This window comes from Rhodocytophaga rosea (assembly GCF_010119975.1).
GTDB classification, from domain to species: Bacteria; Bacteroidota; Bacteroidia; order Cytophagales; family 172606-1; genus Rhodocytophaga; species Rhodocytophaga rosea.
Genome location: NZ_CP048222.1, coordinates 7,462,914 through 7,484,365 on the forward strand (window position 1 = coordinate 7,462,914; position 21,452 = coordinate 7,484,365).

The 21,452-nt window shown below is 41.2% G+C and carries 18 protein-coding genes; 8 read left to right on the plus strand and 10 right to left on the minus strand.

What is annotated here, in order from left to right; translation table 11 throughout:
• Positions 1–77: 77 nt before the first annotated feature.
• The 5 genes from GXP67_RS30615 (at position 78) to GXP67_RS30635 (ending at position 7,172) form a co-directional block, all read left to right on the plus strand.
• On the plus strand, positions 78–1,466 hold the full coding sequence (locus GXP67_RS30615; protein ID WP_162446659.1) for a sugar porter family MFS transporter: 1,389 nt from the start codon (positions 78–80) through the stop codon (positions 1,464–1,466).
• Between the two features lie 424 nt (positions 1,467–1,890).
• The gene (locus GXP67_RS30620) at positions 1,891–2,385 is read left to right on the plus strand and encodes a (2Fe-2S)-binding protein (RefSeq protein WP_162446660.1); all 495 of its coding nucleotides are present in this window, start codon (positions 1,891–1,893) and stop codon (positions 2,383–2,385) included.
• Positions 2,382–4,595: a xanthine dehydrogenase family protein molybdopterin-binding subunit gene (locus GXP67_RS30625; RefSeq protein WP_162446661.1), complete on the plus strand. Its 2,214-nt coding sequence runs from the start codon at positions 2,382–2,384 to the stop codon at positions 4,593–4,595. The genes GXP67_RS30620 and GXP67_RS30625 overlap by 4 nt, the downstream gene beginning before the upstream one ends.
• A gap of 286 nt (positions 4,596–4,881) precedes the next feature.
• Positions 4,882–5,400, plus strand: coding sequence for a gluconate 2-dehydrogenase subunit 3 family protein (locus GXP67_RS30630; RefSeq protein WP_162446662.1), 519 nt, complete (start codon positions 4,882–4,884; stop codon positions 5,398–5,400).
• Between the two features lie 53 nt (positions 5,401–5,453).
• Complete coding sequence (locus GXP67_RS30635) at positions 5,454–7,172, plus strand: GMC oxidoreductase (RefSeq protein WP_162446663.1); 1,719 nt, start codon at positions 5,454–5,456, stop codon at positions 7,170–7,172.
• Positions 7,173–7,241: 69 nt separating this feature from the next.
• Here GXP67_RS30635 and GXP67_RS30640 read toward each other — a convergent pair whose 3' ends face one another.
• The 4 genes from GXP67_RS30640 to GXP67_RS30650 all read right to left on the minus strand — a co-directional run bounded on the left by GXP67_RS30640 (position 7,242) and on the right by GXP67_RS30650 (position 11,243).
• Entirely contained in the window at positions 7,242–7,946 is a 705-nt protein-coding gene (locus tag GXP67_RS30640) for a 3-keto-disaccharide hydrolase (protein WP_162446664.1), read from the minus strand.
• Between the two features lie 28 nt (positions 7,947–7,974).
• Positions 7,975–8,172, minus strand: a complete 198-nt coding sequence (locus GXP67_RS37900; RefSeq protein WP_317170085.1) for an SUMF1/EgtB/PvdO family nonheme iron enzyme — start codon at positions 8,170–8,172, stop codon at positions 7,975–7,977.
• Positions 8,088–8,819 (minus strand): formylglycine-generating enzyme family protein, encoded by a 732-nt coding sequence (locus GXP67_RS30645; RefSeq protein WP_262890463.1) that lies wholly within the window; start codon positions 8,817–8,819, stop codon positions 8,088–8,090. The genes GXP67_RS37900 and GXP67_RS30645 overlap by 85 nt, the downstream gene beginning before the upstream one ends.
• A 102-nt stretch (positions 8,820–8,921) precedes the next feature.
• Positions 8,922–11,243 (minus strand): DUF7133 domain-containing protein, encoded by a 2,322-nt coding sequence (locus GXP67_RS30650; RefSeq protein WP_232064705.1) that lies wholly within the window; start codon positions 11,241–11,243, stop codon positions 8,922–8,924.
• Between the two features lie 1,458 nt (positions 11,244–12,701).
• Here GXP67_RS30650 and GXP67_RS30655 point away from each other — a divergent pair.
• Positions 12,702–13,415: a DUF421 domain-containing protein gene (locus tag GXP67_RS30655; RefSeq protein WP_162446665.1), complete on the plus strand. Its 714-nt coding sequence runs from the start codon at positions 12,702–12,704 to the stop codon at positions 13,413–13,415.
• A 170-nt stretch (positions 13,416–13,585) separates the two neighbouring features.
• On the opposite strand, the gene GXP67_RS30660 is transcribed toward GXP67_RS30655, so the two are convergent.
• From GXP67_RS30660 to GXP67_RS30680, 5 genes are all read right to left on the minus strand, one after another.
• The gene (locus GXP67_RS30660) at positions 13,586–14,104 is read right to left on the minus strand and encodes a hypothetical protein (protein WP_162446666.1); all 519 of its coding nucleotides are present in this window, start codon (positions 14,102–14,104) and stop codon (positions 13,586–13,588) included.
• 387 nt (positions 14,105–14,491) lie between these two features.
• Positions 14,492–15,547, minus strand: a complete 1,056-nt coding sequence (locus GXP67_RS30665) for a glycosyltransferase family 4 protein (RefSeq protein WP_162446667.1) — start codon at positions 15,545–15,547, stop codon at positions 14,492–14,494.
• Entirely contained in the window at positions 15,535–16,077 is a 543-nt protein-coding gene (locus GXP67_RS30670) for an acyltransferase (RefSeq protein WP_197901589.1), read from the minus strand. The genes GXP67_RS30665 and GXP67_RS30670 overlap by 13 nt, the downstream gene beginning before the upstream one ends.
• A gap of 28 nt (positions 16,078–16,105) precedes the next feature.
• Positions 16,106–17,452: a hypothetical protein gene (locus GXP67_RS30675; protein ID WP_162446668.1), complete on the minus strand. Its 1,347-nt coding sequence runs from the start codon at positions 17,450–17,452 to the stop codon at positions 16,106–16,108.
• Positions 17,453–17,550: 98 nt separating this feature from the next.
• Complete coding sequence (locus tag GXP67_RS30680; protein WP_162446669.1) at positions 17,551–17,964, minus strand: DUF3127 domain-containing protein; 414 nt, start codon at positions 17,962–17,964, stop codon at positions 17,551–17,553.
• Between the two features lie 260 nt (positions 17,965–18,224).
• Between GXP67_RS30680 and GXP67_RS30685 the strand changes: the two genes are divergently transcribed.
• Both GXP67_RS30685 and GXP67_RS30690 read left to right on the plus strand, forming a co-directional pair.
• A complete protein-coding gene (locus GXP67_RS30685; protein ID WP_162446670.1) occupies positions 18,225–19,418 on the plus strand; it encodes a molybdopterin molybdotransferase MoeA in 1,194 nt (397 codons plus the stop codon).
• 268 nt (positions 19,419–19,686) lie between these two features.
• Positions 19,687–19,950, plus strand: a complete 264-nt coding sequence (locus tag GXP67_RS30690; protein WP_162446671.1) for a hypothetical protein — start codon at positions 19,687–19,689, stop codon at positions 19,948–19,950.
• 197 nt (positions 19,951–20,147) lie between these two features.
• On the opposite strand, the gene GXP67_RS30695 is transcribed toward GXP67_RS30690, so the two are convergent.
• Positions 20,148–21,110, minus strand: coding sequence for a homocysteine S-methyltransferase family protein (locus GXP67_RS30695; protein ID WP_162446672.1), 963 nt, complete (start codon positions 21,108–21,110; stop codon positions 20,148–20,150).
• Positions 21,111–21,452: the final 342 nt, after the last annotated feature.

Genomic DNA, 21,452 nt, shown 5'->3' on the forward strand with positions numbered 1-21,452 from the left:
CTTGATAGACTTTAGCGGAATCGGAGTAATCAAACACATGCAATACTATTATTGGCACTCTCGGATAAATATTTAACATGGAAAGTAAAAGTTCTTCATATCTGGTATTCATTACCCTGGTAGCTACCTTAGGTGGATTATTGTTCGGGTTTGATATGGCGGTGATCTCAGGCGTATTGCCCTTTGTACAGAAACAATTTTCACTGGCTGCCGCTGAAGAAGGCTGGTTTGTGTCGTGTGCCATTGTAGGTTGTGTAATTGGGGTATTGTTTTCCGGAGAATTAAGCGACCGGTGGGGACGGAAAAAATTACTCATTATTGCAGCCATTCTGTTTTTGTTATCTGCTTTAGGCACGGCTATGGCTTCCTCTTTTACTTTTTTGATCATAGCACGTATAGTAGGGGGGATGGGCGTAGGAGTGGCTTCAAACCTGGCTCCTTTATATATTTCGGAAATTGCCCCAGCTTCTGTCCGTGGCAGACTGGTGACCTTTTACCAACTGGCGGTAACCTTAGGAATTCTGGTAGCTTACCTGACCAATGCTGCTGTCCTTAGCTATTCACAGGAACACCAGGGCCAGTCATTAGGCGGTTTATTGGACTATATTGTATTGCAGGAAGTGTGGAGAAGCATGTTTGCCATAGGGGTAATACCCTCTTTGTTATTTTTAGCTGGATTATTCTTTGTGCCGGACAGTCCCCGCTGGCTGATACAGCAGGGTAGGGAAGGAGAAGGTATGTCTATTCTGGCCAAAATCAACGGAGAAGTCGTAGCTCAGCAAGATTTCCAGAATATCCGCCGTACCCTTAGTCATGAAACAGGCTCGTATAAAGAACTATTTGCCCCAGGCATGCGAAAAGCCTTATGGATCGGATTGTTATTGCCTTTATTTTCCCAGTTCAGTGGAATTAATGCGGTTATTTATTATGGTCCACGCATTCTGAACGATGCTGGTATCAGTATCGACAATGCGCTTATGAGCCAGATTATTTTGGGCGCAGCAAACTTGCTATTTACTTTAATTGCTGTCTGGAAGGTAGACCAGATGGGCCGCCGGCCATTGTATCTGGTGGGATCAATGGGGGCAACCATCAGTTTATTTTTAACAGGCATTTGTTTTTACACTGGTGCCACGAATAGTCTTTTTCTCCTCCTGAGTGTAATTGCTTTTCTCGCCTGTTTTGCTTTCTCTATTGGACCCTTAAAATTTGTAATTGCTGCCGAAATTTTTCCTAATAAAATACGGGGCAGAGCCTTAGCCCTTAGCATCATGACCATGTGGATAGCTGATACCGTGGTGGGTCAACTAACTCCTGTTTTACTGGAATCTGTTGGTACAGCGATTACTTTCTGGCTCTTTGCTGTCTGCTGCCTGATTTCTTTCTGGGTGGTGTATAAAATGGTGCCTGAAACCAAAGGCAAAACGCTGGAAGAAATTGAAGATATGTATATGGCTCCTCATTAATATATTGATAGCAATCCTATCATGCCAATTTCTACAAGGGCCGGGTTAATTGTAAGCGATATTATCCCTTGATGGGACGCTAAAGGAATTGATCAATTAAAGCCCCTTATAAAAGCTTCACATCCTTGTTAGCTTTCGTTTTTAGTCCAATACTTCCGTTAATTCTTTGAGCAACTCTTTTCTCATATAAAGAACTTTAAGAAACTCTTTTATAATAGCAGCTATAAGTTTGTATCTGGTACTATTTTGAAAGCGTAAAAATAGGTATACTCATAAAATGAGAGTTAAATGCGGCTGAAGTATGGGTAATGGCTAAGATGAAGAAGAGATAGTTTAGGAGAATTTAACAAATTTTAGATTTTTTAGATTACATCCATGTAAGCTAGATAGTTTTTTGTAATATTATTCTACTTAAACAGAATTCATGAAAGCGAGTATAACCCTTACTGTGAACGGGAACACACATACAGTTGATGTAGATCCTTCTATGCCACTGCTTTACGTCCTGCGAAATCATTTAGAACTTAATGGGCCTAAGTATGGCTGTGGTTTGGCGCAATGTGGTTCCTGTATGGTACTTCTGGACGGAAAAGCTGTTCCCAGTTGCCTCCTGCGGATTGACGATGTTAAAAACCTGAAGGTAACAACTCTGGAAGGACTCCTGCGCCAGGATGGTGGATTGCATCCGGTACAGGAAGCTTTTGTGCAACAGCAAGCAGCGCAATGTGGATTTTGCCTGAATGGAATGGTTATTTCGGCAGTAGCTCTGTTATCGGAAAATAAATCGCCTGATGAAAATGCTATCCGTACGAATTTACAAAGGGTTCTCTGCCGTTGTGGGGCTCAATCCCGTGTGATCAAAGCCGTTAAACAAGCTTCGCATACGCTAACATCCAAAGCTAAACAAGGGCAGGAATGAAAGAAAAAGAAACCAACGCTTCATTATCCAGGAGAGATTTTCTGAAAGGAGCAGGATGTCTTACGATAGCTTTTCCATTATTTGGTACCTGCTGGCTGCCAGAAACAGATAAGAGCCTGGACGATACATTGCCCGGAAGTCTGAAAGGACAACCACAGATCAATGCCTGGCTGGAAATTTTGCCAGAAGGGAAAATCCGTGTATTAACCGGAAAAATGGAACTCGGCCAGGGTATTCGTACGGCTATTGCACAAGTGGCGGCAGAAGAACTGGATATGGATATTGAGAACGTGGAAGTACATCTGGCCGAAACCGGACGAACTCCCCACGAAGGCTATACTGCCGGAAGCGGCTCGATTGAGAACAGTGCAATGTCTGTGCGCTATGCCGCGGCTGCTGCCCGTATGAAATTGATGGAACTCGCCGCGAAGAAACTACAGGCAAAAACAGAGCAGCTGGAACTGGCCAACGGGAGTGTATTTGTGAAGGGTGGAAAGCAGAAACTGACTTTTAGCCAGATATTAGATGGCGCCCAGCTTAAAGATGAAGTGCGTTTGCCGGTTCAACTCAAAGAGAAATCTGCTTACAAGTTGGTGGGCAAGGCTATCCCCCGCAAGGATATAGAACGGATGGTGAGGGGTCAACAGTACTATATCCAGGACTTGCGTTTTCCGGGAATGGTACATGGACGCATCATCAGGCCTTCAGCTTACGAGGCAAAACTAAGCTCGTTTGATGAAAAAGCCTTAAAGCAAAAGTTTCCTGGTATCATAAAAACAGTGGTAAATGGTAATTTCTTAGGTTTGATTGCCACCGATGAATTTGAAGCAATGCAGGCTCAGGCTTTTGTAAAAGAACATGCCACCTGGACACCTGGAAAAGCCTTACCGGAAGGTGACTTGCAAACGTATATCAAAAAGTTGCCTGGTAAAACCGAGCAGGTGAAAGTAAAAGGTAACATAAATGGTGCTTCCGGTGGCAATGCTCTTTCCATACAAGCAAGCTACTTTAAGCCTTATATTATGCATGGCTCTATCGGTCCTTCCTGTGGTATTGCATTGTTTGAAAATTCCATTCTGCATATCTGGTCGCATAGCCAGGGTATATACCCGATGAGAGAAGCGCTTACAAAAATGCTTGGTATTCCCTCAGATCAGATTCATATCGTAGGCGTACCCGGATCTGGTTGTTATGGCCATAATGGGGCAGATGATGCGGCGACAGATGCGGCCTTACTGGCAATGGCTTATCCGGGCAAACATGTACGCGTGCAATGGTCACGGGCAGAGGAGCATGGCTGGGAACCTTATGGCAGCGCTATCGCCGTAGACTTAAAAGCAAGTCTGGATTCATCCGGAAAAATTAACTATTGGGATAGTGAAGTTTGGACCGATTCGCATAGTACACGCCCCGGCGGAGACCCTGCTACATTACTTACTGCCCGCCACATTGACAAAGCATTTAAGATGCAATCGGCTGGTTATACTGGCGGAGGACACCGCAATGCAGAACCCTATTATGCCATTCCTAATCTTCAGATTGTAGCGCATTTTTTTGAAGGGCCACTTCGGGTATCTTCCCTGCGTGGACTAGGTGCGTATGCCAATATTTTTGCACTGGAATCCTTTATGGATGAACTCGCCGAAAAAGCAGGAAAAGACCCCTTAACCTTTCGCCTGATGCATCTGGAAGATGAAAGAGCCATAGCGGTTGTCAAAAAGATACAGGAGATGACAAAAAATGAAAAAACAAATAAGAAAGAGGGGATGGGATATGCCTTTTCACGATATAAAAATACAGCTACCTATTGTGCCGTTGCAGCAAAAGTATCTGTAGAAACCGGCTCCGGTGAAGTGAAAGTGCATAAAATGTGGGCTTCTATTGATGCCGGTGAAGTAATCAATCTGGATGGCATCATCAACCAGACGGAAGGAGGCATGATCCAAAGTGCCAGCTGGACACTCAAAGAGCAAGTACAGTTTGATTCCAGGCATGTCAATAGCCTGGACTGGGCTTCTTATCCGATCTTCAGGTTCAGTGATGTTCCCCAGGTGGAAGTAGCCGTTATCAACAGGCCTCAGGAAAAACCATTGGGCGCCGGGGAAGCCGCACAAGGCCCAACCTCTGCTGCCATAGCCAATGCTGTATACAGAGCCTGTGGAAAGCGTATACGCCACTTACCTATAGAGCAGGCCATGAAGCAGAAGTAATTGTTATAGGCAAATGACCAACTCAGGTTCTGCCCATTTTTAAGTATAAGCCTATCCCTTAGACTGGTGCAAATCTGACCATGACCAAAAAGTGCTTTGAAAACACAACTTCCCTTATCTTTTCAGTAATTCTTAATTTAAAAGAGAACCAGTTATGAAATAGGATTGTTTATATACAGTATATGAATTAACTTTGTTGAATCATATATTAACGTATTCTTCCATACAGGGAACAGTTTCCACACCGGATGAATGCATTCACCTACTCAATCTCTTCTATTTTTTGATGAAAAGACGTTCTTTATTAAAACAATTAGGTATTGCTGCCGGCGGCATCCTAACTCTTCCCGCATGGGCATCCGGCTGGTCGCCTGAATCTATTGGACATATCTCTACTTTGCCGGTTTCTGATGAAAACCTGCTGGCAGAAATAGTTGAAACCATTATTCCCGAAACTTCTACGCCTGGCGCCAAATCCTTAAAAGTGCATCAGTTTATAATGCGGATGGTGAACGACTGTTATGGAGCAGATGTACAGGAAAACCTGAAAAAAGGCCTGGCGACTACTGAGCAAGCAGCCAATCAGACTTTTCAAAAGTCATTTATGGAATGTGATGCCAAGCAGCGTAAGCAGGTATTCCTTCAGTTGATAAATTCTACGGATACGGCTACAAAACGCTTTGCCGAGATGACAAAAAACCTGACAATCCGGGGTTATATGAACTCCGAGTATGTAATGGTAAATATCCTCAAATACAATATGGTACCCGGGTTTTATAATGGTTGCGTACCTGTAAAGGCCTAAACCCAATAGAGCCTGCTTTTCTATATATTTCACATTTTACCAATTTAGTTTACATGTCTTTTTTAAATATAGATTCAGTTAAAGAACGTACGTTCGATGCCATTGTGATTGGTTCAGGCATTAGCGGTGGCTGGTCAGCCAAAGAATTAACCGGTAAAGGGCTGCGTACCCTGGTACTGGAGCGTGGCCGGGATGTAAAGCACATTACTGATTACCCGACCACCAACATGAACCCTTGGGAATTTGAACACCTGGGCCAGCTTCCAAAAGCCTTAAAAGATGCAAATCCAATAGCCACCCGTTGTTATGCGTTTAACGAAGATTCTGCGCATTTTTTTGTAAAAGATGCTGAACATCCGTATGTACAAGAAAAACCTTTCGACTGGATCCGGGGCTATCAGGTAGGCGGGAAATCCCTGTTATGGGCTAGAGGCACCCAACGCTGGTCTAAGTATGATTTTGATGGGCCTGCACGGGATGGTTTTGCGGTTGAATGGCCCATTGGTTATGAAGATATTGCACCCTGGTATAGTTATGTAGAGAAATTTGCCGGTATTTCCGGAAATAAAGATGGTCTGCCTCAATTGCCGGATGGGGAGTTTCTGCCTCCGCACGAACAATCGTGTGTAGAAAAACATTTTAGTGAGCAGATGGCGAAGCATTACAACAACACCCGTCCGGTAATTATCGGCCGGTGCGCCCATCTTACTAAACCGCAGCCTATACATTTTCAGCAGGGGAGAGCCAAGTGTATGAACCGCAATTTGTGTGAGCGGGGATGTCCTTTTGGAGGCTATTTCAGCAGTAACTCTTCTACCTTACCTTGGGCGGCCAAAACCGGCAAAATGACATTGAAACCTCATTCGGTCGTTCATTCGATTATATTTGATGAGAAAAAAAATAAAGCCACCGGTGTACGGGTGATCGATTCCCAGACCAAAGAGATGACCGAGTATTATGCACAGATCATCTTTTTAAATGCGGCGACATTAAATACAAACTTAATCCTGCTGAATTCTACGTCTAACCGTTTTCCGAATGGATTAGGCAATGATAATGGCTTGTTGGGTAAGTATATCGCTTTCCATAATTTCCGCACTACAATTTCTGCAGAGTATGAAGGTTTTCAGGATACAACAACAGCTGGTATCCGTCCGAATGGCAGTTATATACCCCGGTTCCGGAATGTATTCAAGCAGGAAACCGACTTTTTGCGGGGCTATGCAGCCGGATTCAGCGGAAGCCGGATGACCTCCAATGATACTTCTGGCTTAGGAGAAGAATTAAAAACAAGTTTAACCCAGAAAAAATATGGCAACTGGCGCGTAGGTTCGCACATGATGGGAGAGACAATTCCTAAAGAAAGCAATTATGTGGCTCTGGATGCGAATTTAAAAGATCCCTGGGGTATTCCTCAGTTGAAAGTATCGGTAGCCTACGATGATAATGATGAAAAAATGATTGTAGACTTCCATGAGCAGATGACCGAAATGCTCACCAAAGCCGGGTTTATAAATATCAAAACGCACGATAATCCTACTAAAGCCCCAGGATTGGATATCCATGAAATGGGTGGTGTACGCATGGGCAAAGATCCCAAAACTTCGCTGCTCAATAAATGGAACCAGTTGCATAGCTGCAAAAATGTGTTTGTAACCGATGGAGCCTGTATGACTTCCAACTCTACCCAGAATCCTTCCTTAACATTTATGGCCATAACTGCCAGGGCTGCAAATCATGCGGCCGAGGAATTAAAGAAAAAAAATCTGTAGTTAAATATTGGCTTACCTAAAAAGGCATGAGTTTTCTTTCTTTTAAACATTAAGATAATTCATGCCTTTTTATTTTAATTCTTTAACGGCAATATTACGGTACCGGTGAGCTGCACCAGGCCGCCAGGCACCAGACATATTAAAGGATTTTGCTGCTTCAGAATATACAGCTGACCAGTGCGTTTGTAATCCGATCATACCCTCTACAGCTCCGGCAATAAAGTCGTTTTTGGGCTGGGTAACATCCCACATCTGTTCTCCATTGATCCATAAAGTAAGGTGGGGCACTTCACCCGTCATGCGGATGCGGAAAGTATTCCATTCATTGGGCTTCCAGACTTCTCCTTTTTTTGCCGCTTTGGCACTCTGGCTGATCCGGAGCATTTCGCCAATCAGATCACCAGTGCCACCGGGCTCAGATAATTCCACCTGGTAGCCCTGGCCGCTTTCGGTAGAGCGGAGAAATATTCCTCCATTACAAAAAGAGTCTACTTTTACATCCAGGTATAGTTCATAGTTCTTAAACTTTTTGTCGGTAAGCAATACACCGCCCTGGCCATATGGTTGCTGTTTGAGGACAATAACACCCTTTTCCACATAAATATGAGGAGTAGTTCCCTGATGGGTGGTACGGCTGATATGCCAGCCATTCAGGTTTTTCCCATTAAACAGCGGTGTAAATCCTGGTGGAATTTTGCCAATCTGGGCATGTGAATAATAGCTACTACATACCCATATTCCCAAGTAAAGCAATGTTCTAACTATAATTTTCATGACCTTCTTTTTCTGAGTAATGCCAAATTTATTCTGAAACTTCCCGTACTACCCTGAAACCTACATCCCAGCCATTCCCAGGTCCTGCCGCATGGGTCATGTAAGTGGCATTTTTTACATCTCCCACAAAGGAAGCACCTTTCAATACATGTACTTTACCTGATTTGGGAGGTAACGGATCAGCAAAGATTTTCTCATTATAATAATCCTGCACCCATTCCCACACATTGCCCAATGTATCATAAAGCCCCAGGCATTGGGTTTCTTTTGTCCAACCAGGGCAGTGGCAGGGATTCCCATCTGGGCCGAAAGGCGGATTTCACTCCAGGCAATATCATCTTGTGTACCGGCACGGGCAGCATACTCCCATTCAAATTCTGTAGGAAGCCGGTAAACTACTTTTCCCCCTTCCAGTTGCGTTAGTTTTTTAAGAAAAGCTTGTGCCTCCTGCCAGGTAATATTTTCTACCGGGTGCATGTCCGGATCATCAGTGACTTGCTTACCCTGAAAAACTGAAGGATTTTTGCCCATCACCCGTTTCCACTGCGCCTGTGTTACTTCGAACTTTCCCAGGTAAAAAGGTTTATCAATACTTACCTGAAAGCCTTCCCTGGCATCTTGTTTAGCCATTTTTTTAGCCAGCTGGTATTGGGCTGGCGTATAGCCATTTCCTCTTCCTGGCTGCGAAGACTGAGATTCTTTAGGCTTAGGCTTAGGATAAGGCGGCTGAAATTTGCCCAACGTAAAACTGCCAGGATTAATCAAGACGAATTCCATTCCGATTGTATTGGTGAACTCTGACTTTTGGGCGAATAGCGGAAAAGCAAAGAGCAGCAGACAAATACTAATATTATACATTACCAAAATCTTCATATTATGAAACTGAGAGATTAAATTCAGAATATTGAGACAATACTAGCCAAAAGCAAAAACGATTACGGTTTAGTGTCTTTGTTTATGCGAGTTAGTTATTAGTTACTTAGCAGAAGCATTATTCCAGTTACTTTTTTCGGCACGGCCAAGTTTAAAAATTTCCAGCAACTGAAGCGTAAAAGGTTCTTTCATCTGTGGAGTTTCTGCCCGTACCTGCTTCACCTCATCTGTCGTTACGACGGAAGATGCATTGCCCAGGTCACCACTGTTGCGGATATAACTTAACACTGAAGCAACCCATTCGTCAGTATTACTACCCATAGGCGGCATAATATCCGGATACGTTTTGCCATCCACTGGATCTTTTAAGCCATACAGCAGCAACTGGATAAGCATGGTTTTATCCCCTTTAACTCTTGGTGACCCAACAAGGGGAGGAGCGGGCATTTCCTTACCGCCAATCAATACACCTTTGCCATCGGCTCCATGACAAGTAGCACAGAGCTGTTTGAAAGTAGTAGCGCCATTGGTTACCAATGCCCGGTCGGCTGGACTTAAATTCTGGGTACGTTCTTTTTCAGCTGCTAGCTTTTTTTGCGTTTCGGTAAATGTGGTAAATGAAAACTGCATGAGTTCATTATGCGGATTTGCTGCCAGCAGCACTTTTACAATCTTTTGTGACGGATCAGAAGTATTATTACGGAGCGATAAGGATAACTGAATCCGTACATCAGCACTAGGGTCTTCTATTAGGGAAGCCAGCTTTTGAATCACTTCTGTATCGTTGTTATTTATAAAGTGCTCACTGATCCATACGGCGGTTTTTCTCACCTGTGGATCTTTGTCTGTAAATGCCTGGAATAATGTTTTTTTATCTAAAGCGTCCAACCCTTCCAGAGTCCATAAAGCATGAATCCGGGCTAAGGGGGAAGGACTTTTCGTTAAGCTGGCTTTGCCTCCTGTAGCTATTTCCCGTAAGGCAGGTACCACCGACTGATCATTTCTCACAATCATGAGCTGCTGGGCATTGTCGTGCCACCAGCCATTGGGATGATCCAGATAGGTAAGTAACTTACTGGATGGCTCATTGAGCATATTTGGCTTTGTCGGGTCAGGGGTAAAATCCTCATGGACTACCCTGTAGATACGGCCCATCCCTTTGTTTTTGTACAACTCTTTCTGTTCAATAATCTGCCGGAGATAAGAGCCAGGGTTAGTCCATTCACTCTCCTGGATGATACCGTGGTACATATCCACAATGTAAAAACACCCATCAGGACCGGTATAGGTGTTAATCGGGCGGAAGTTCATATCTGCCGAAGCCAGCCAGTCTTTTTGCTGATAGGCATCCTCAATGTAGATTTTGCCATTCCGGTTAATTACTTTACCCCGCTTAATTATTCTTCCCACCGGTTCAGGAATAAAATAATCCCCCCGCATATCTTCCGGAAGCCGGTCACCCCGGAAGATAGATTGTCCACAACCTGAAGTAAATTCTTTAAGGGTATTATCCTCAGTCCTGAGGGAGTTTTTTCCTCCCTGGGCATCCAGGTTGCCAATAATAGGCCAGGGTTTGGTAAAGTCTTGGGTGTACTGGTCATTAAAGTTTAACGCACCATAGGCAGGCATTTGCTGGATCTGAACAGCCGGCAACCCCGGGCCAGCTTCCGAGTAGAACAAACGTCCGTAATTGTCGCTGGTAATACCCCACTGGCCAATCATATTATCGACCATCGTATCCACTACCAGCAGGCCATTTTTGTATTTGTAGCGGAGATTATCGCGGGTAGGATAGATCCAGTTATCCAGATTCCACAACAACCCACCATTCTGATGTTCCAGGTTGCGCACATCGAGCACATCATTTTTAAACACAATTTTCTTTTCATCTGCTTTGCCATCGCCATTTGTATCGCGGTAACTCCATATGTGCTGAATATTGGTGACACCAACCAGTAACTGATCCCCAACCGGAAGGATTACTCTGGGTAGCACCAGGCTGTCTACAAACACCGTACTTTTATCCATTTTTCCATCGCCATTGGTATCTTCCAGTAATTTAATCCGGCTGGCAGGTTCAAATTCGCCGGTGGCATCAGCATCCTTCATATAGGTGTTCATTTCCGCCACATACATCCGGCCATTTCCATCCCAGGCTAGGGCTACCGGTTCCTGCACCATGGGTTCGCTGGCGACCAGTTCTATTCGGTATCCGGGCGGCAATTGAATTTTCTGTATACTCATCTCCGGAGATAAAGGGGTTACCGGGGGATTAGTGTCCACTACTGTTCGGACAAATGTTTGTTCTTGCAGGGGTTTCCCAGGTTTATTGCAGGCATGGATGCTGAGGATGGCAAGAGTTATAAATAGTATGTGCATCCATATTTTATTCCGTTTTACAGGTGTGGCATCTGGGAAGTTCATGCAGCTTAATCAGGTTACATACAAATATAAGTAGCGTAAATTTAACTATTCCTTTATTAATTATCAGCTATTTTAGTTTCTATAGAAATTACAAATTATAGCTAGAAACTATGGTATTGAACCTAAGGTATTATTGAAAAGATAAATCTGGGAATTGTTTTGGGAACTGTAACACTATATTTAATTAATAGGAAAGGCAATTTGAACTTCTATCAGAGTAATATGACCTTGATGAAAGAGAATAACAATAGTTAAAATGGCAGAGTTGGAACGTTGCTGGACAAAAGTTTTGAAATGAATGGCCGCGAGAAGAAATAATGCTTATGGCCTTTGTTGAAGGATTTAACAAGCTGAATGCTACACCAGATGACCTATCAGCAGGTGTATATCAAGTATATAGTGAGGAGTAGAAACAAAAAAGATATGCTTGTGCGGCTGATGGTGATCAAGCTACATTAAGAGAATGTAAAATAAACCGAAAATCCGCATTGTCATAACAAAACGGATTTTCGGTTTATTTAAAAACAAGAGTTGTATCTTTTTAGTAATTCAATTGTTAAAATAAGTATACAATAGCATGATTATCAAATCTGATCATGTTGCTTAAAAGCAGAAGCGTTATTTTACCTTAAGGCCAACGCTCTTTTTCTAATCCTGAATGAATTAATCTTTACAACTTTTAGGAAAGTAGATAAAGCCTGCATTTTAATACCAGTTTTAGTTATCACATATACTTTTAATCCCAATGTAACAAGTGTAAAAGCCACCATTAGAAATATGGCAGGATGTAGTAGAAAGTAAGAAGCTATTTCCATAATTAAGGTGGTTCGTTTTGAATATAAATATACGTATATGAATTAAATAATAATTTTAATATTAAAGGTAGTTATATAACTTTTTAAAGAATTTATTAAATATGTATATGCGTGAAATGCTTGACTCTATTTTTGTACTTTATTGTTAAGAGATAATAAGTTGTAAAGCAGATAAGCCTGTATTAATAAACACATCGCTGCAGAAGTTTTAAAAAGCTAAAAGAGGTAATAATACAAATAAAATATATCAGGCAAGTCAGTAGATTAGATGGTTATTAATAGGCATAAGCTAGGTTAGAAGTTATGCTACGATCAACGAAAATTTCAACATATCCTTTGCACCATCATGCAAATAATAGGAGAATAGAAGGGAAAATTTTAGAGGTTTAAGATATGCTTAAATATGCAACCACCACCACAATACCAGTAGCAGGATTTTATACTGAACCTGTATTTAATAACTGTGTTGGCTGATTTCATAGGCTCTGACCATAAGGCAATCTATTAACCATTGAAAGCCAAATTTGCCGGCTGTTCTTTTTTGTGCTTTTGTAAAAATATACTACCGTATCATCCTATGCCATTTTAACTTTTATTTACTTGCAAAAGTGATATCTAATTATGCAAATAAATAAAAATCTATATGGAAAAATCCCAGTTGATCGAGCCTTTTGATTGGAAACGTATCTGGTTGTCTGAAGAGTTACCGGTGACTTTTCTCTTTGAAGTGGCTTTTCGCAGTACACTAATGTATCTGCTGATTGTACTTACGCTTCGCATCACTGGAAAAAGAGGAGTTAAGCAGCTTTCTCTCTTCGAATTGACTATAATACTTTCATTAGGTTCCGCAGCAGGCGATGCCACGTTTTATAATGATGTCGCTCTCTTGCATGTTCTGGTGGTATTTGGTGTGGTAATTCTTCTTTATTTAGGTTTCAACCGGCTCACAGAACGGAGCCCACTGGCGGAACGCTGGCTGGAAGGGCATTCCTCTTGCATTATTGAAGAGGGAATAATAAATATGGAAGCCTTTAATAAAGAAAATTTAACATTTCAGGAATTGTTTGGTGAAATGCGACAGCAGCATATAGCGCATCTGGGGCAGGTAAGGAAGCTTTATTTAGAGGCAACCGGAGAGATTAGCGTTTTTTTTTATGAAGAAGAAGAAGTCAGGCCTGGAATGCCGATATTTCCCGAAGTTTTATCAAAACCAGTAGAAGCCATATCCGAAGCGGGAAACTATGCATGTAATAGATGTGGACTATGCCAGCAACATGTACCTGGAGAATCCCATACATGCATTAATTGTCAAAATCAGCTTTGGCTGAAGGCGTGTTCGGCTAAGCGAATAACTTAACAGTTAAAAACCCAATTTATTAGAATTGTTATATTTACACTTTTCATAATCTGCCCTAAATGAAATTCATTCCTGTGAGCTTACAGTTTCCAACTACTGAAGAAAAAGATGCTTACCAAGGCAAGGAAGCATCTTTTTTGAACCATCAAAAAGTGTAATATCAGTTATGATTAATTATTCTTGTTCTTTTTGCTGAAAAAGAGAAACTTCTTCTTTTTCTCAGTCTGCGGATGTTCGTCGGTAATTACTTCTGTTGTATTAGCGTCAGCAATAGAAGCAGTTGCTGTTTCAGCAGTTGTGTTTTCTTTTAACTGTGATGAAATTACTGCTGTAAGCCTAGATTCAGATAATTGAATATCGGCAAGGTTGGTTTTCGGCGCCTTTTTCAGCTCATAGATTTCAATCTTTGGCTTTTCCTTCCGTTTTTTATGGGAATCAGTTATAACTGCCGCCAGCCTTAAACTATCAGTTTTATCAGAGATTTCTACTGGTAAAATGGCTTCTATATCTAATTGATTGACTACCAGTTGCTTGTTTTTAAAAGCCTGCTGATCTACAAAAAACAATGAGTCCATCTCAATATCAGATGCTTGTACGAGCTGTGGTTGCTCCATTTTTTTCTGGTAAAATGCATACAATAGGCAAAATCCTAAGAAGATAGCCATGCTGCTTTGTAAAAATGCTTTCATATATCTATAAATTGTATCAATACTTACATTTGTCTATCAAATCTTACACCAAACATAAAATATTGACTTATATGCAAGAATTAATCTTACTGGCTAGGCAAAAAGTAACCAATATATGATTGAGACTTTAGTAAGTAGCTGAGGATTAGAAATATTATTTATGAATGAATCCCCCTGTATGCGAAATATGATGTATGTAAGCATCCAGGTGATGTGCAGGAAAACTAAATTCTATTTGTTATGAGAAATAATAGAATATTACATATTGCGATGGAGAATATGACAAAACAAGAGAAGATAAATAATGAAGAATTTTTTATCAACCTAATTGTATTATCCTGTAATATTATCCAAATCAATAAGTTCAAGTTTGCAGCCGCTACAAACTCACTTACCGGATTGTAAGTCAGTAAAAAGGAGGGCAAAATCTTTGTAGTTCGAGCTGTCAGCGATAGTAAAATTAATCTGGCCAATATCTGCTAAATTAAGGTTTTTAGCCTCCTGAAGTTTATTAGCTAAGTCAGCAGGCTCATCAAAAAGCAAGGTACTTTGGTGCTGAAGCAATGAGTGCATAAATTTGGTTTTCAGCGTAATGATGGGTTTGGCAAATGACATGGCCAGATCTACCGAACTGGAATGTTCGATATTTTTGAAAGGCAGTACAACTGCATCTGCAGCATTAAAATAGTATTGCACCTGAGGTACAGCTACAAATTCATTCTGAAAAATAATCCGGCTATCATCTGCCACTAATGATTTAATACTATCCGCATAGACGGGGCGGTCGCTTGCGCCTATTAACATGAGAATATCATTCAGGGAAGCTATTTTGCGGAATGCCGCAATCAGGTCTTCAATACCTTTATAAGGTTTCACCATCCCTAAAAAAATATATACAAAAGACGCTTGCGGAATGTGAAGGTGTTGCCTGCTTTCTGTTCGGGATACTTCATTGGGATAATAATGATGAAAGGGTACATCATATACAAGTTTAATTCTTTCTGGATTGAGGCCAAAAATACTAATTACTTTGTCTTTTGTTTCCTGTGTATACACCCTGATCCGGGAACACCGGCGAAGAAACCAGGTATAAACGACTTTTTCTATGTTCAGCCATAACCCCGCATGGTTATGAATATTATGTAAGGTATGCACAATGGGTATTCTTTGGATATGAATCAAATACAGGCATTCCAGCATAAAACACATGCATTTGAGCAGAGTAATGGGCAAGGTTTTCCCCAGAATAAAACTCTGTATCCAATCATAATAGACTACGTCAGGCTGATGCTTTTTTACGGCAGCAGTGGTAGCAAAAAAACGCCTTGATACCTCTTTTTCGACCTTAAAACCACTTTTTCGCAGAAAATCAATCATCTGGTATTGAAAAGGATTTTCCGGACCAGCATCTGGCAGTACTAATATTTTTTTTACTGGAACCACGGTCTATGCGTTAAGTTGTATTTCAGTTTGCTTTTTCGTTCTCCTATAATTCTTGCAGGTATACCCCCAACTATTACCATGGGTGGAATGTCCTTGGTAACCACACTATTGGAAGCGACCACGGCACCTCTACCTATTCTAACGCCAGGTAAAATGGTACACCTGGACGCAATCCAGACATAGTCTTCAATCACTACATCGGCTCCCTTGGAAGTATGGTAATCGTCATGAACATCGTGTTCGAGAGTCCATATATTTGTTTCCTGGGCAATGTCAACATTGTTACCTATTAACAACTTACCTCCCCGGCCATCCAGCAGCACTTTCCTGTTAATAGAGACATTGTTCCCGATAAATATATTTCCAGGTTTGCGTACTTCTACCCCCATTAGTATCCCTGTTGATTTACCCAGACTTCCCAGCATAGTTTTGTAAAAAAATAGACGTATCAGGTGAAATGGGATAAAAGTGATAAATCGGTTGAACAGGTAAAAGTAAAGCTGATACAGGAAAATGTTGAGCCCCGACATATTCTATTTGACTGTTTGCATGATTAAATCAATTGTATATTAATTGACTGGCAAATTGCTCAAATTTTTTTAGTGGTGTAGTATCCCGGACCGCTTTGTTATAGGCAAGATACCTTGTTTTATCAGGAAGTAATCCTTGAAACAACTCTTTTAACTCTTTTTCTGAATGAACAACATTGGGATATTCTTTCAATAAAAGATATTTATCATTCTGATACTGGTGTACAAAATTTTTGATACTGAGCAAAGACTTGTCTTGTTGAAAGTATTCAAAATCTATAATGATGGAAGGCGTTTCTGTAAAACAGGCTTCAAAACCCAAGGTAGTACCCAGATGGATAAAAGCTTCAGCAAAATGGATTTTTATAAATTTTTCCATGATAAAATCCTCCTGAACCGACAGATCTTTGGACCGGAATTTATCATCCAGTATCACATTCGGCAATTCTTTTAACGACTCATAAATACTCCAGTCTTTCATAACCGGATAGGGCCGTACGACCAGGCGAACATCCGGTAAATGTTTCTGCATGGCTTGGCTCAGCAAACGGATTACCTTAATTTCATCTGTTGCAATTTCGGGTGCACCTATGGCACAACCAAAATAAATATAGGGAAAGGAAAATGGTTTGCTGAGACTTGCTTCAGGAATAGACAAAAATTGATCTACATAAGCAAATTGAGAAGCGCCGGTAATCTGGATACGTTCCGGATGGATATGCTGCAATTTGATCATGTCTTCCCGTATGCCTTCATTCCACACTAAATAATCTACCTGATTGGAATATTTTACCTGTTTACAAGGATGGTCCCAGCTATACACATATATCTTTACTTTTTTACGTTCCCTGATTAAACGGGCCAGTAGGTAACTGTCGCTAATGTCAGTGAAACAAATAAACTCATCAATATCATCAATCGGAGTAGCCCCTTTGTATTGCAGGTGGTTCAGGTAATAATCATACGTCATGATTCTGGGTAACTTCATAGATAAGTCTAACCAGAACCTGGCTTTTTTCTGAACAGGTGCAGGGTTTAAGGAAATTTTAAAAACTTCCATCAGATAATAGTTCTGGATGCTTTCCGGAAGCTTGCCCAGGAAACGGAAGAGGTTATTGAGGATTAGATTTTGTGAGGTAGGAAGATTTTCGTCTGCCATGCGAACCTCAATCCTATCATTTACAAAACTTTTAATCTGCTGCAGATCTTCCTTTCTGACAAAAAGTACAACCTGGTGTTGCTGGCTGATAATATCGATTACTTTTCTGACATCATTCCGGAAATCGAAAAAATGCACCACAAAGCCTATTTTCATATATAAATTCAGAATCTTGCCTGCATCGGGTAACGCAATATTTGTTACCTGTACAGGCAAAAGGTCTGTATTACGTTAAAGAGGATGGGACCAATGTATAATGTATCAAATAAAAGAGTAGAAAATACGATGATCCTCTACTCTCTGCACGTGTTCATTTAAAAAGGGAGGTCATTGTCGGAATCTTCGCCATTGGGAGCCCAGTCAGTATAGGGTTTAGCCGCTTGTGCCTGCGGAGCTTTGGCTTTTGCCTGTGCATTTCCAGCTACAGGAGCAGCAACAGCCTGCCCGGCGGTATTGATTTTCCAGGCTTGCAGGGTATTAAAGTATTTTACTTCACCTTTGGCATCTGTCCACTTGCGGCCTTTGAGGTTAAACACCACTTCTACTTGTTGTCCGGCAGCAAATTTATCGAGTAGGTCACATTTATCTTGTACAAACTCAAATTTAATGTACTCAGGATATTGTGGATTTTCAGCATGTTCCATTACGAATTCTCTTTTCTGAAATTTTCCGGATACTTGTTGCGTGGGCATAATTTCCACAATTTTACCAGTCAATTCAAAGCTCATAGTTATATAGGTAGAAAACAGGGGTTAGTATTTTTTTAAATCAGACAGGGGCAAGTTACGAATTTCTGCTGTAATATTGAAGAAATACCCCTATATAGCCATCATATTCTGGCCTTGTTTTACCGGAGATTTTCTAAAGAAAATATTCACAAACGAGCCAGATATAAAGGCGGTTGCAAGGCAAAACGGTTAGCAAAATGCCATTTCTGTTTTTAAATAGGGAGGTAAAAAATAGGTTATACGCTTAAATATAAAATTGCATGCTCAGTATACAAGAAGCTGTAAATCTTATTATTGCACAGGCAACATCATTTGGCATAGAACAAGTGAGCCTTGATGATGCCCTCGGCCGGGTGCTGGCTGAAAATATTTATGCGGATAGGGATTATCCGCCATTTAACCGGGCTACCATGGATGGGTATGCGCTACAGTCAACCGCTTTTTCAGAATATAACCCGGATGGATTCTCTTTGATCGAACACCTGTTTGCGGGCAGTATAGCCCAAAAGGAAGTGGTAGCTGGTACCTGCATCAAAATTATGACCGGCGCTCCGGTTCCGGCAGGTGCTGATGCCGTAATCAGGGTAGAAGATTCCAGGAGGGAAGGGGATAAGGTATATTTCAATACAAACAACATGAAACCCTGGCTGAATATCGCCCGCCAGGGGGAGGATGCCCGGCAGGGAAACCTGATCATCCCCAAAGACCAGTTAATTACTACCCAGATTGTGAGTGGCCTGGCTGTAACAGGAAAAGCACAGGTGCAGGTAGCAAAAACACCCGATGTTGCGGTTCTTTCCACCGGAAATGAGGTCAGGCAGGTAGGAATGGAGGTATTACCCCATCAGATCCGGGATTCGAATACCTTTGCCATCCGGTATTTTCTAAAAAAATTTCATATCCATTCTCCAGCCTCACATCTGGTGGCTGATAACAAACAAGACCTGAAAACGACCTTGCAGCAACATTTGAATGCAGATATAATAATATTATCAGGTGGTGTTTCTAAAGGGGATGCTGATTATGTGCCTGAAGTACTGGCTTCGCTGGGCGTACAACAGGTTTTTCACCGGGTAAAAATCAAGCCAGGTGCGCCTTTGTGGTTTGGGAAATTGCCTGCCGGAGGTGTTGTATTTGGGTTGCCGGGAAATCCGGTTTCCGTACAAGTGGGTTGTAAAGTATTTATTGAATCCTATTTGCGTACCTGTTTTAACTTACCCCAGCAACAGCCCCTGATTCTGCCTTTTCTGGTATCAAAAAATAAAAAAACACCCTTTGATGAATATTTCCCTGCTACAATCCTTACCAAAAATGCGATCTCTGGCATAGCACCTACCCCTTATAATAGCAGTGGAGATGTAGCAGCAACGCTGAATAGCGATGGTATAGCTTTGCATCCGGAATCTATTGATGCGCTTACCGAAAATACGCCGGTGCAATTCCTGTATTGGTAAATAGTCATTGATAAATTGCTTCTGTTTTGTTTCAAAGGCTTATATTAAACCATTACGAAGCTATATAACGCAATTAACCATTGAAAAATGACCACTGATCAATCAAAAACTTATTTTAAAATTAGCTTGATTCCTCTGTTGAAATTTACTAATATTGATTTACCCTTATTTAATTGTAAATTTTTTATAAGCGTAACAATGAAACAATAGTTTCCGGCTTTGTGGCATCAGCTGAAGCCGGTTTTGGGAACCGTAAAACTGAACGCCTATGTTAGCCTCTGCTACGATCACAGATATTTTACAAACCTTGTTGCGCCATGAAAAGGTAAGTGCCTGGAAAACCAAATGCTGCTATTCTGATGGTGCCGGAAATTCGCTTCATGAGATCGATCTTTTTCTCAATACAGGCAGCAGGGAAAAAATTCTTTATCATATGGAGAGTGGAAATGTGATTAAATGCGGAAACAGGCCTTTTTCGACCCAGTCACCTGTAGATATTGTCGATTTCTTATTAGATCTGTACAACGAATAAGTACGCACATACAAGAGTGAGTTCCAGATCAAGTGCACAAACCTTACCAGCAAGCAGTCACATCTTTTGATGGGTAATTAAAATGTACATACTTTAGAAAGCTTTAAGCCGACAACACTTGAAACTTTCCTTTTCTGGAAAACACTCACTTTGTTTTGACTTAAACAGGACTCTGCACCCGAGTTATCCAATTTTAGTTATCTAACTGAATTCAACTTTTTGTTAAACAAATGCTCACAAATCGTCTCTAAATGAGTATGATCCGTGCCACAACAGCCACCAATGATAGTCAGATTGGGAATCAAAGTTTTTAGTTGCTGATAATTTCTGGCAAGCAATTGCTTATCACCGCTATCGAGTTCGGTAGATTCATCGAGTTCTTTGTGGCTTTTGGTGGAAGCATTAGCCCGGATGCCTTTTATTCTATTTAACCAGTTCCCTTCTGTTTGTAATTCTTTCATAAAATGCGTGGGATGGGCGCAATTGATCATGTAATATGCCACATAACGATCAGTTGCCTGGTCGGTTTGAATAATAGCATCTTGTAGGGATTGTCCACTGGGAAGAATTCCATTTGTTTCAACAGTGAAAGATATTACTACTGGCATACCATATTGTTTGGCCGCCAGCGTAATTCCAATGGCTTCTTCTACATAATTCATAGTAAGGCCGGAAACCATATCTGCCTGAGTCTGACTGAATGTTTTAATTTGCTCAGAATGATACGTTTCTGCTTCCTGTGCAGTCATCTGATTGGAAGGAACATAGCCATCACCTCTTGGACCGATACATCCGTTCAGCAGAATGGGAAAACCCGGACGAGCATATTCATCTCTGAGTTTTGCTACTTCATCAATGGCTATTTTGTTGATTTGTTCTAATGCTTCGGTAGAATAGCCCATTTTTTCTGCCCAGTCTGGATTTGCCCGCCAGGTGGCCGAATCCAGAATAAATCCGGTCTGATATTTTTGGGCTATGTTCAGGTATGGTCTGAAGTAGTCTGCCAATGCTTTTTTGCCGGCTTCATCATTGAGCAGGCTAAATGAGGCAAAATAAGTGAGTTCTATGCCCTGGTGAAAAATAAGTGTGGTTTCCAGGCCACCATCAGTAAGAAAGGTATTGCTAGTAATCTGAGTCAGAATGTCTGAACGGCGTTCCATAGGTTCTATTGATAAGGGTATGATGGATAGATTTTCTTGAATAAATATATAAAAATCAGCACTTTATATGCAATAAAAGATAGATTTAATAAACACGATTTTCGCTTCTTCCAATCCTGACAAACTTCGATTCTAACATACATTTTGCAGAGAGCTTATCATTGCATTTTAGTACATTTAGGAACAGCCAGTGTCATATAAGGGAATAGAGAGTAAGCTGAATAGTGCTGAAAATAATCAGTGAATAATATTCGAACAAACAGGCTATTTCGATTACTTCGCCACGATTTACGCTTCTCAACAGGAATATGAAAAAGCCCTGTAACAGCTTATAAAAACCGG

Excerpts from the sequence above, each read along its gene's own strand:
- GXP67_RS30630 (WP_162446662.1), top strand. The coding sequence starts at position 4,882 with ATGAAAAGACGTTCTTTATTAAAACAATTAGGTATTGCTGCCGGCGGC.
- GXP67_RS30635 (WP_162446663.1), top strand. The coding sequence starts at position 5,454 with ATGTCTTTTTTAAATATAGATTCAGTTAAAGAACGTACGTTCGATGCC.
- GXP67_RS30615 (WP_162446659.1), top strand. The coding sequence starts at position 78 with ATGGAAAGTAAAAGTTCTTCATATCTGGTATTCATTACCCTGGTAGCT.
- GXP67_RS30650 (WP_232064705.1), bottom strand. The coding sequence starts at position 11,243 with ATGAACTTCCCAGATGCCACACCTGTAAAACGGAATAAAATATGGATG.
- GXP67_RS30655 (WP_162446665.1), top strand. The coding sequence starts at position 12,702 with ATGGAAAAATCCCAGTTGATCGAGCCTTTTGATTGGAAACGTATCTGG.
- GXP67_RS30680 (WP_162446669.1), bottom strand. The coding sequence starts at position 17,964 with ATGAGCTTTGAATTGACTGGTAAAATTGTGGAAATTATGCCCACGCAA.
- GXP67_RS30685 (WP_162446670.1), top strand. The coding sequence starts at position 18,225 with ATGCTCAGTATACAAGAAGCTGTAAATCTTATTATTGCACAGGCAACA.
- GXP67_RS30640 (WP_162446664.1), bottom strand. The coding sequence starts at position 7,946 with ATGAAAATTATAGTTAGAACATTGCTTTACTTGGGAATATGGGTATGT.
- GXP67_RS30670 (WP_197901589.1), bottom strand. The coding sequence starts at position 16,077 with ATGTCGGGGCTCAACATTTTCCTGTATCAGCTTTACTTTTACCTGTTC.
- GXP67_RS30690 (WP_162446671.1), top strand. The coding sequence starts at position 19,687 with ATGTTAGCCTCTGCTACGATCACAGATATTTTACAAACCTTGTTGCGC.
- GXP67_RS30695 (WP_162446672.1), bottom strand. The coding sequence starts at position 21,110 with ATGGAACGCCGTTCAGACATTCTGACTCAGATTACTAGCAATACCTTT.
- GXP67_RS30625 (WP_162446661.1), top strand. The coding sequence starts at position 2,382 with ATGAAAGAAAAAGAAACCAACGCTTCATTATCCAGGAGAGATTTTCTG.
- GXP67_RS30620 (WP_162446660.1), top strand. The coding sequence starts at position 1,891 with ATGAAAGCGAGTATAACCCTTACTGTGAACGGGAACACACATACAGTT.
- GXP67_RS30660 (WP_162446666.1), bottom strand. The coding sequence starts at position 14,104 with ATGAAAGCATTTTTACAAAGCAGCATGGCTATCTTCTTAGGATTTTGC.
- GXP67_RS30645 (WP_262890463.1), bottom strand. The coding sequence starts at position 8,819 with ATGAAGATTTTGGTAATGTATAATATTAGTATTTGTCTGCTGCTCTTT.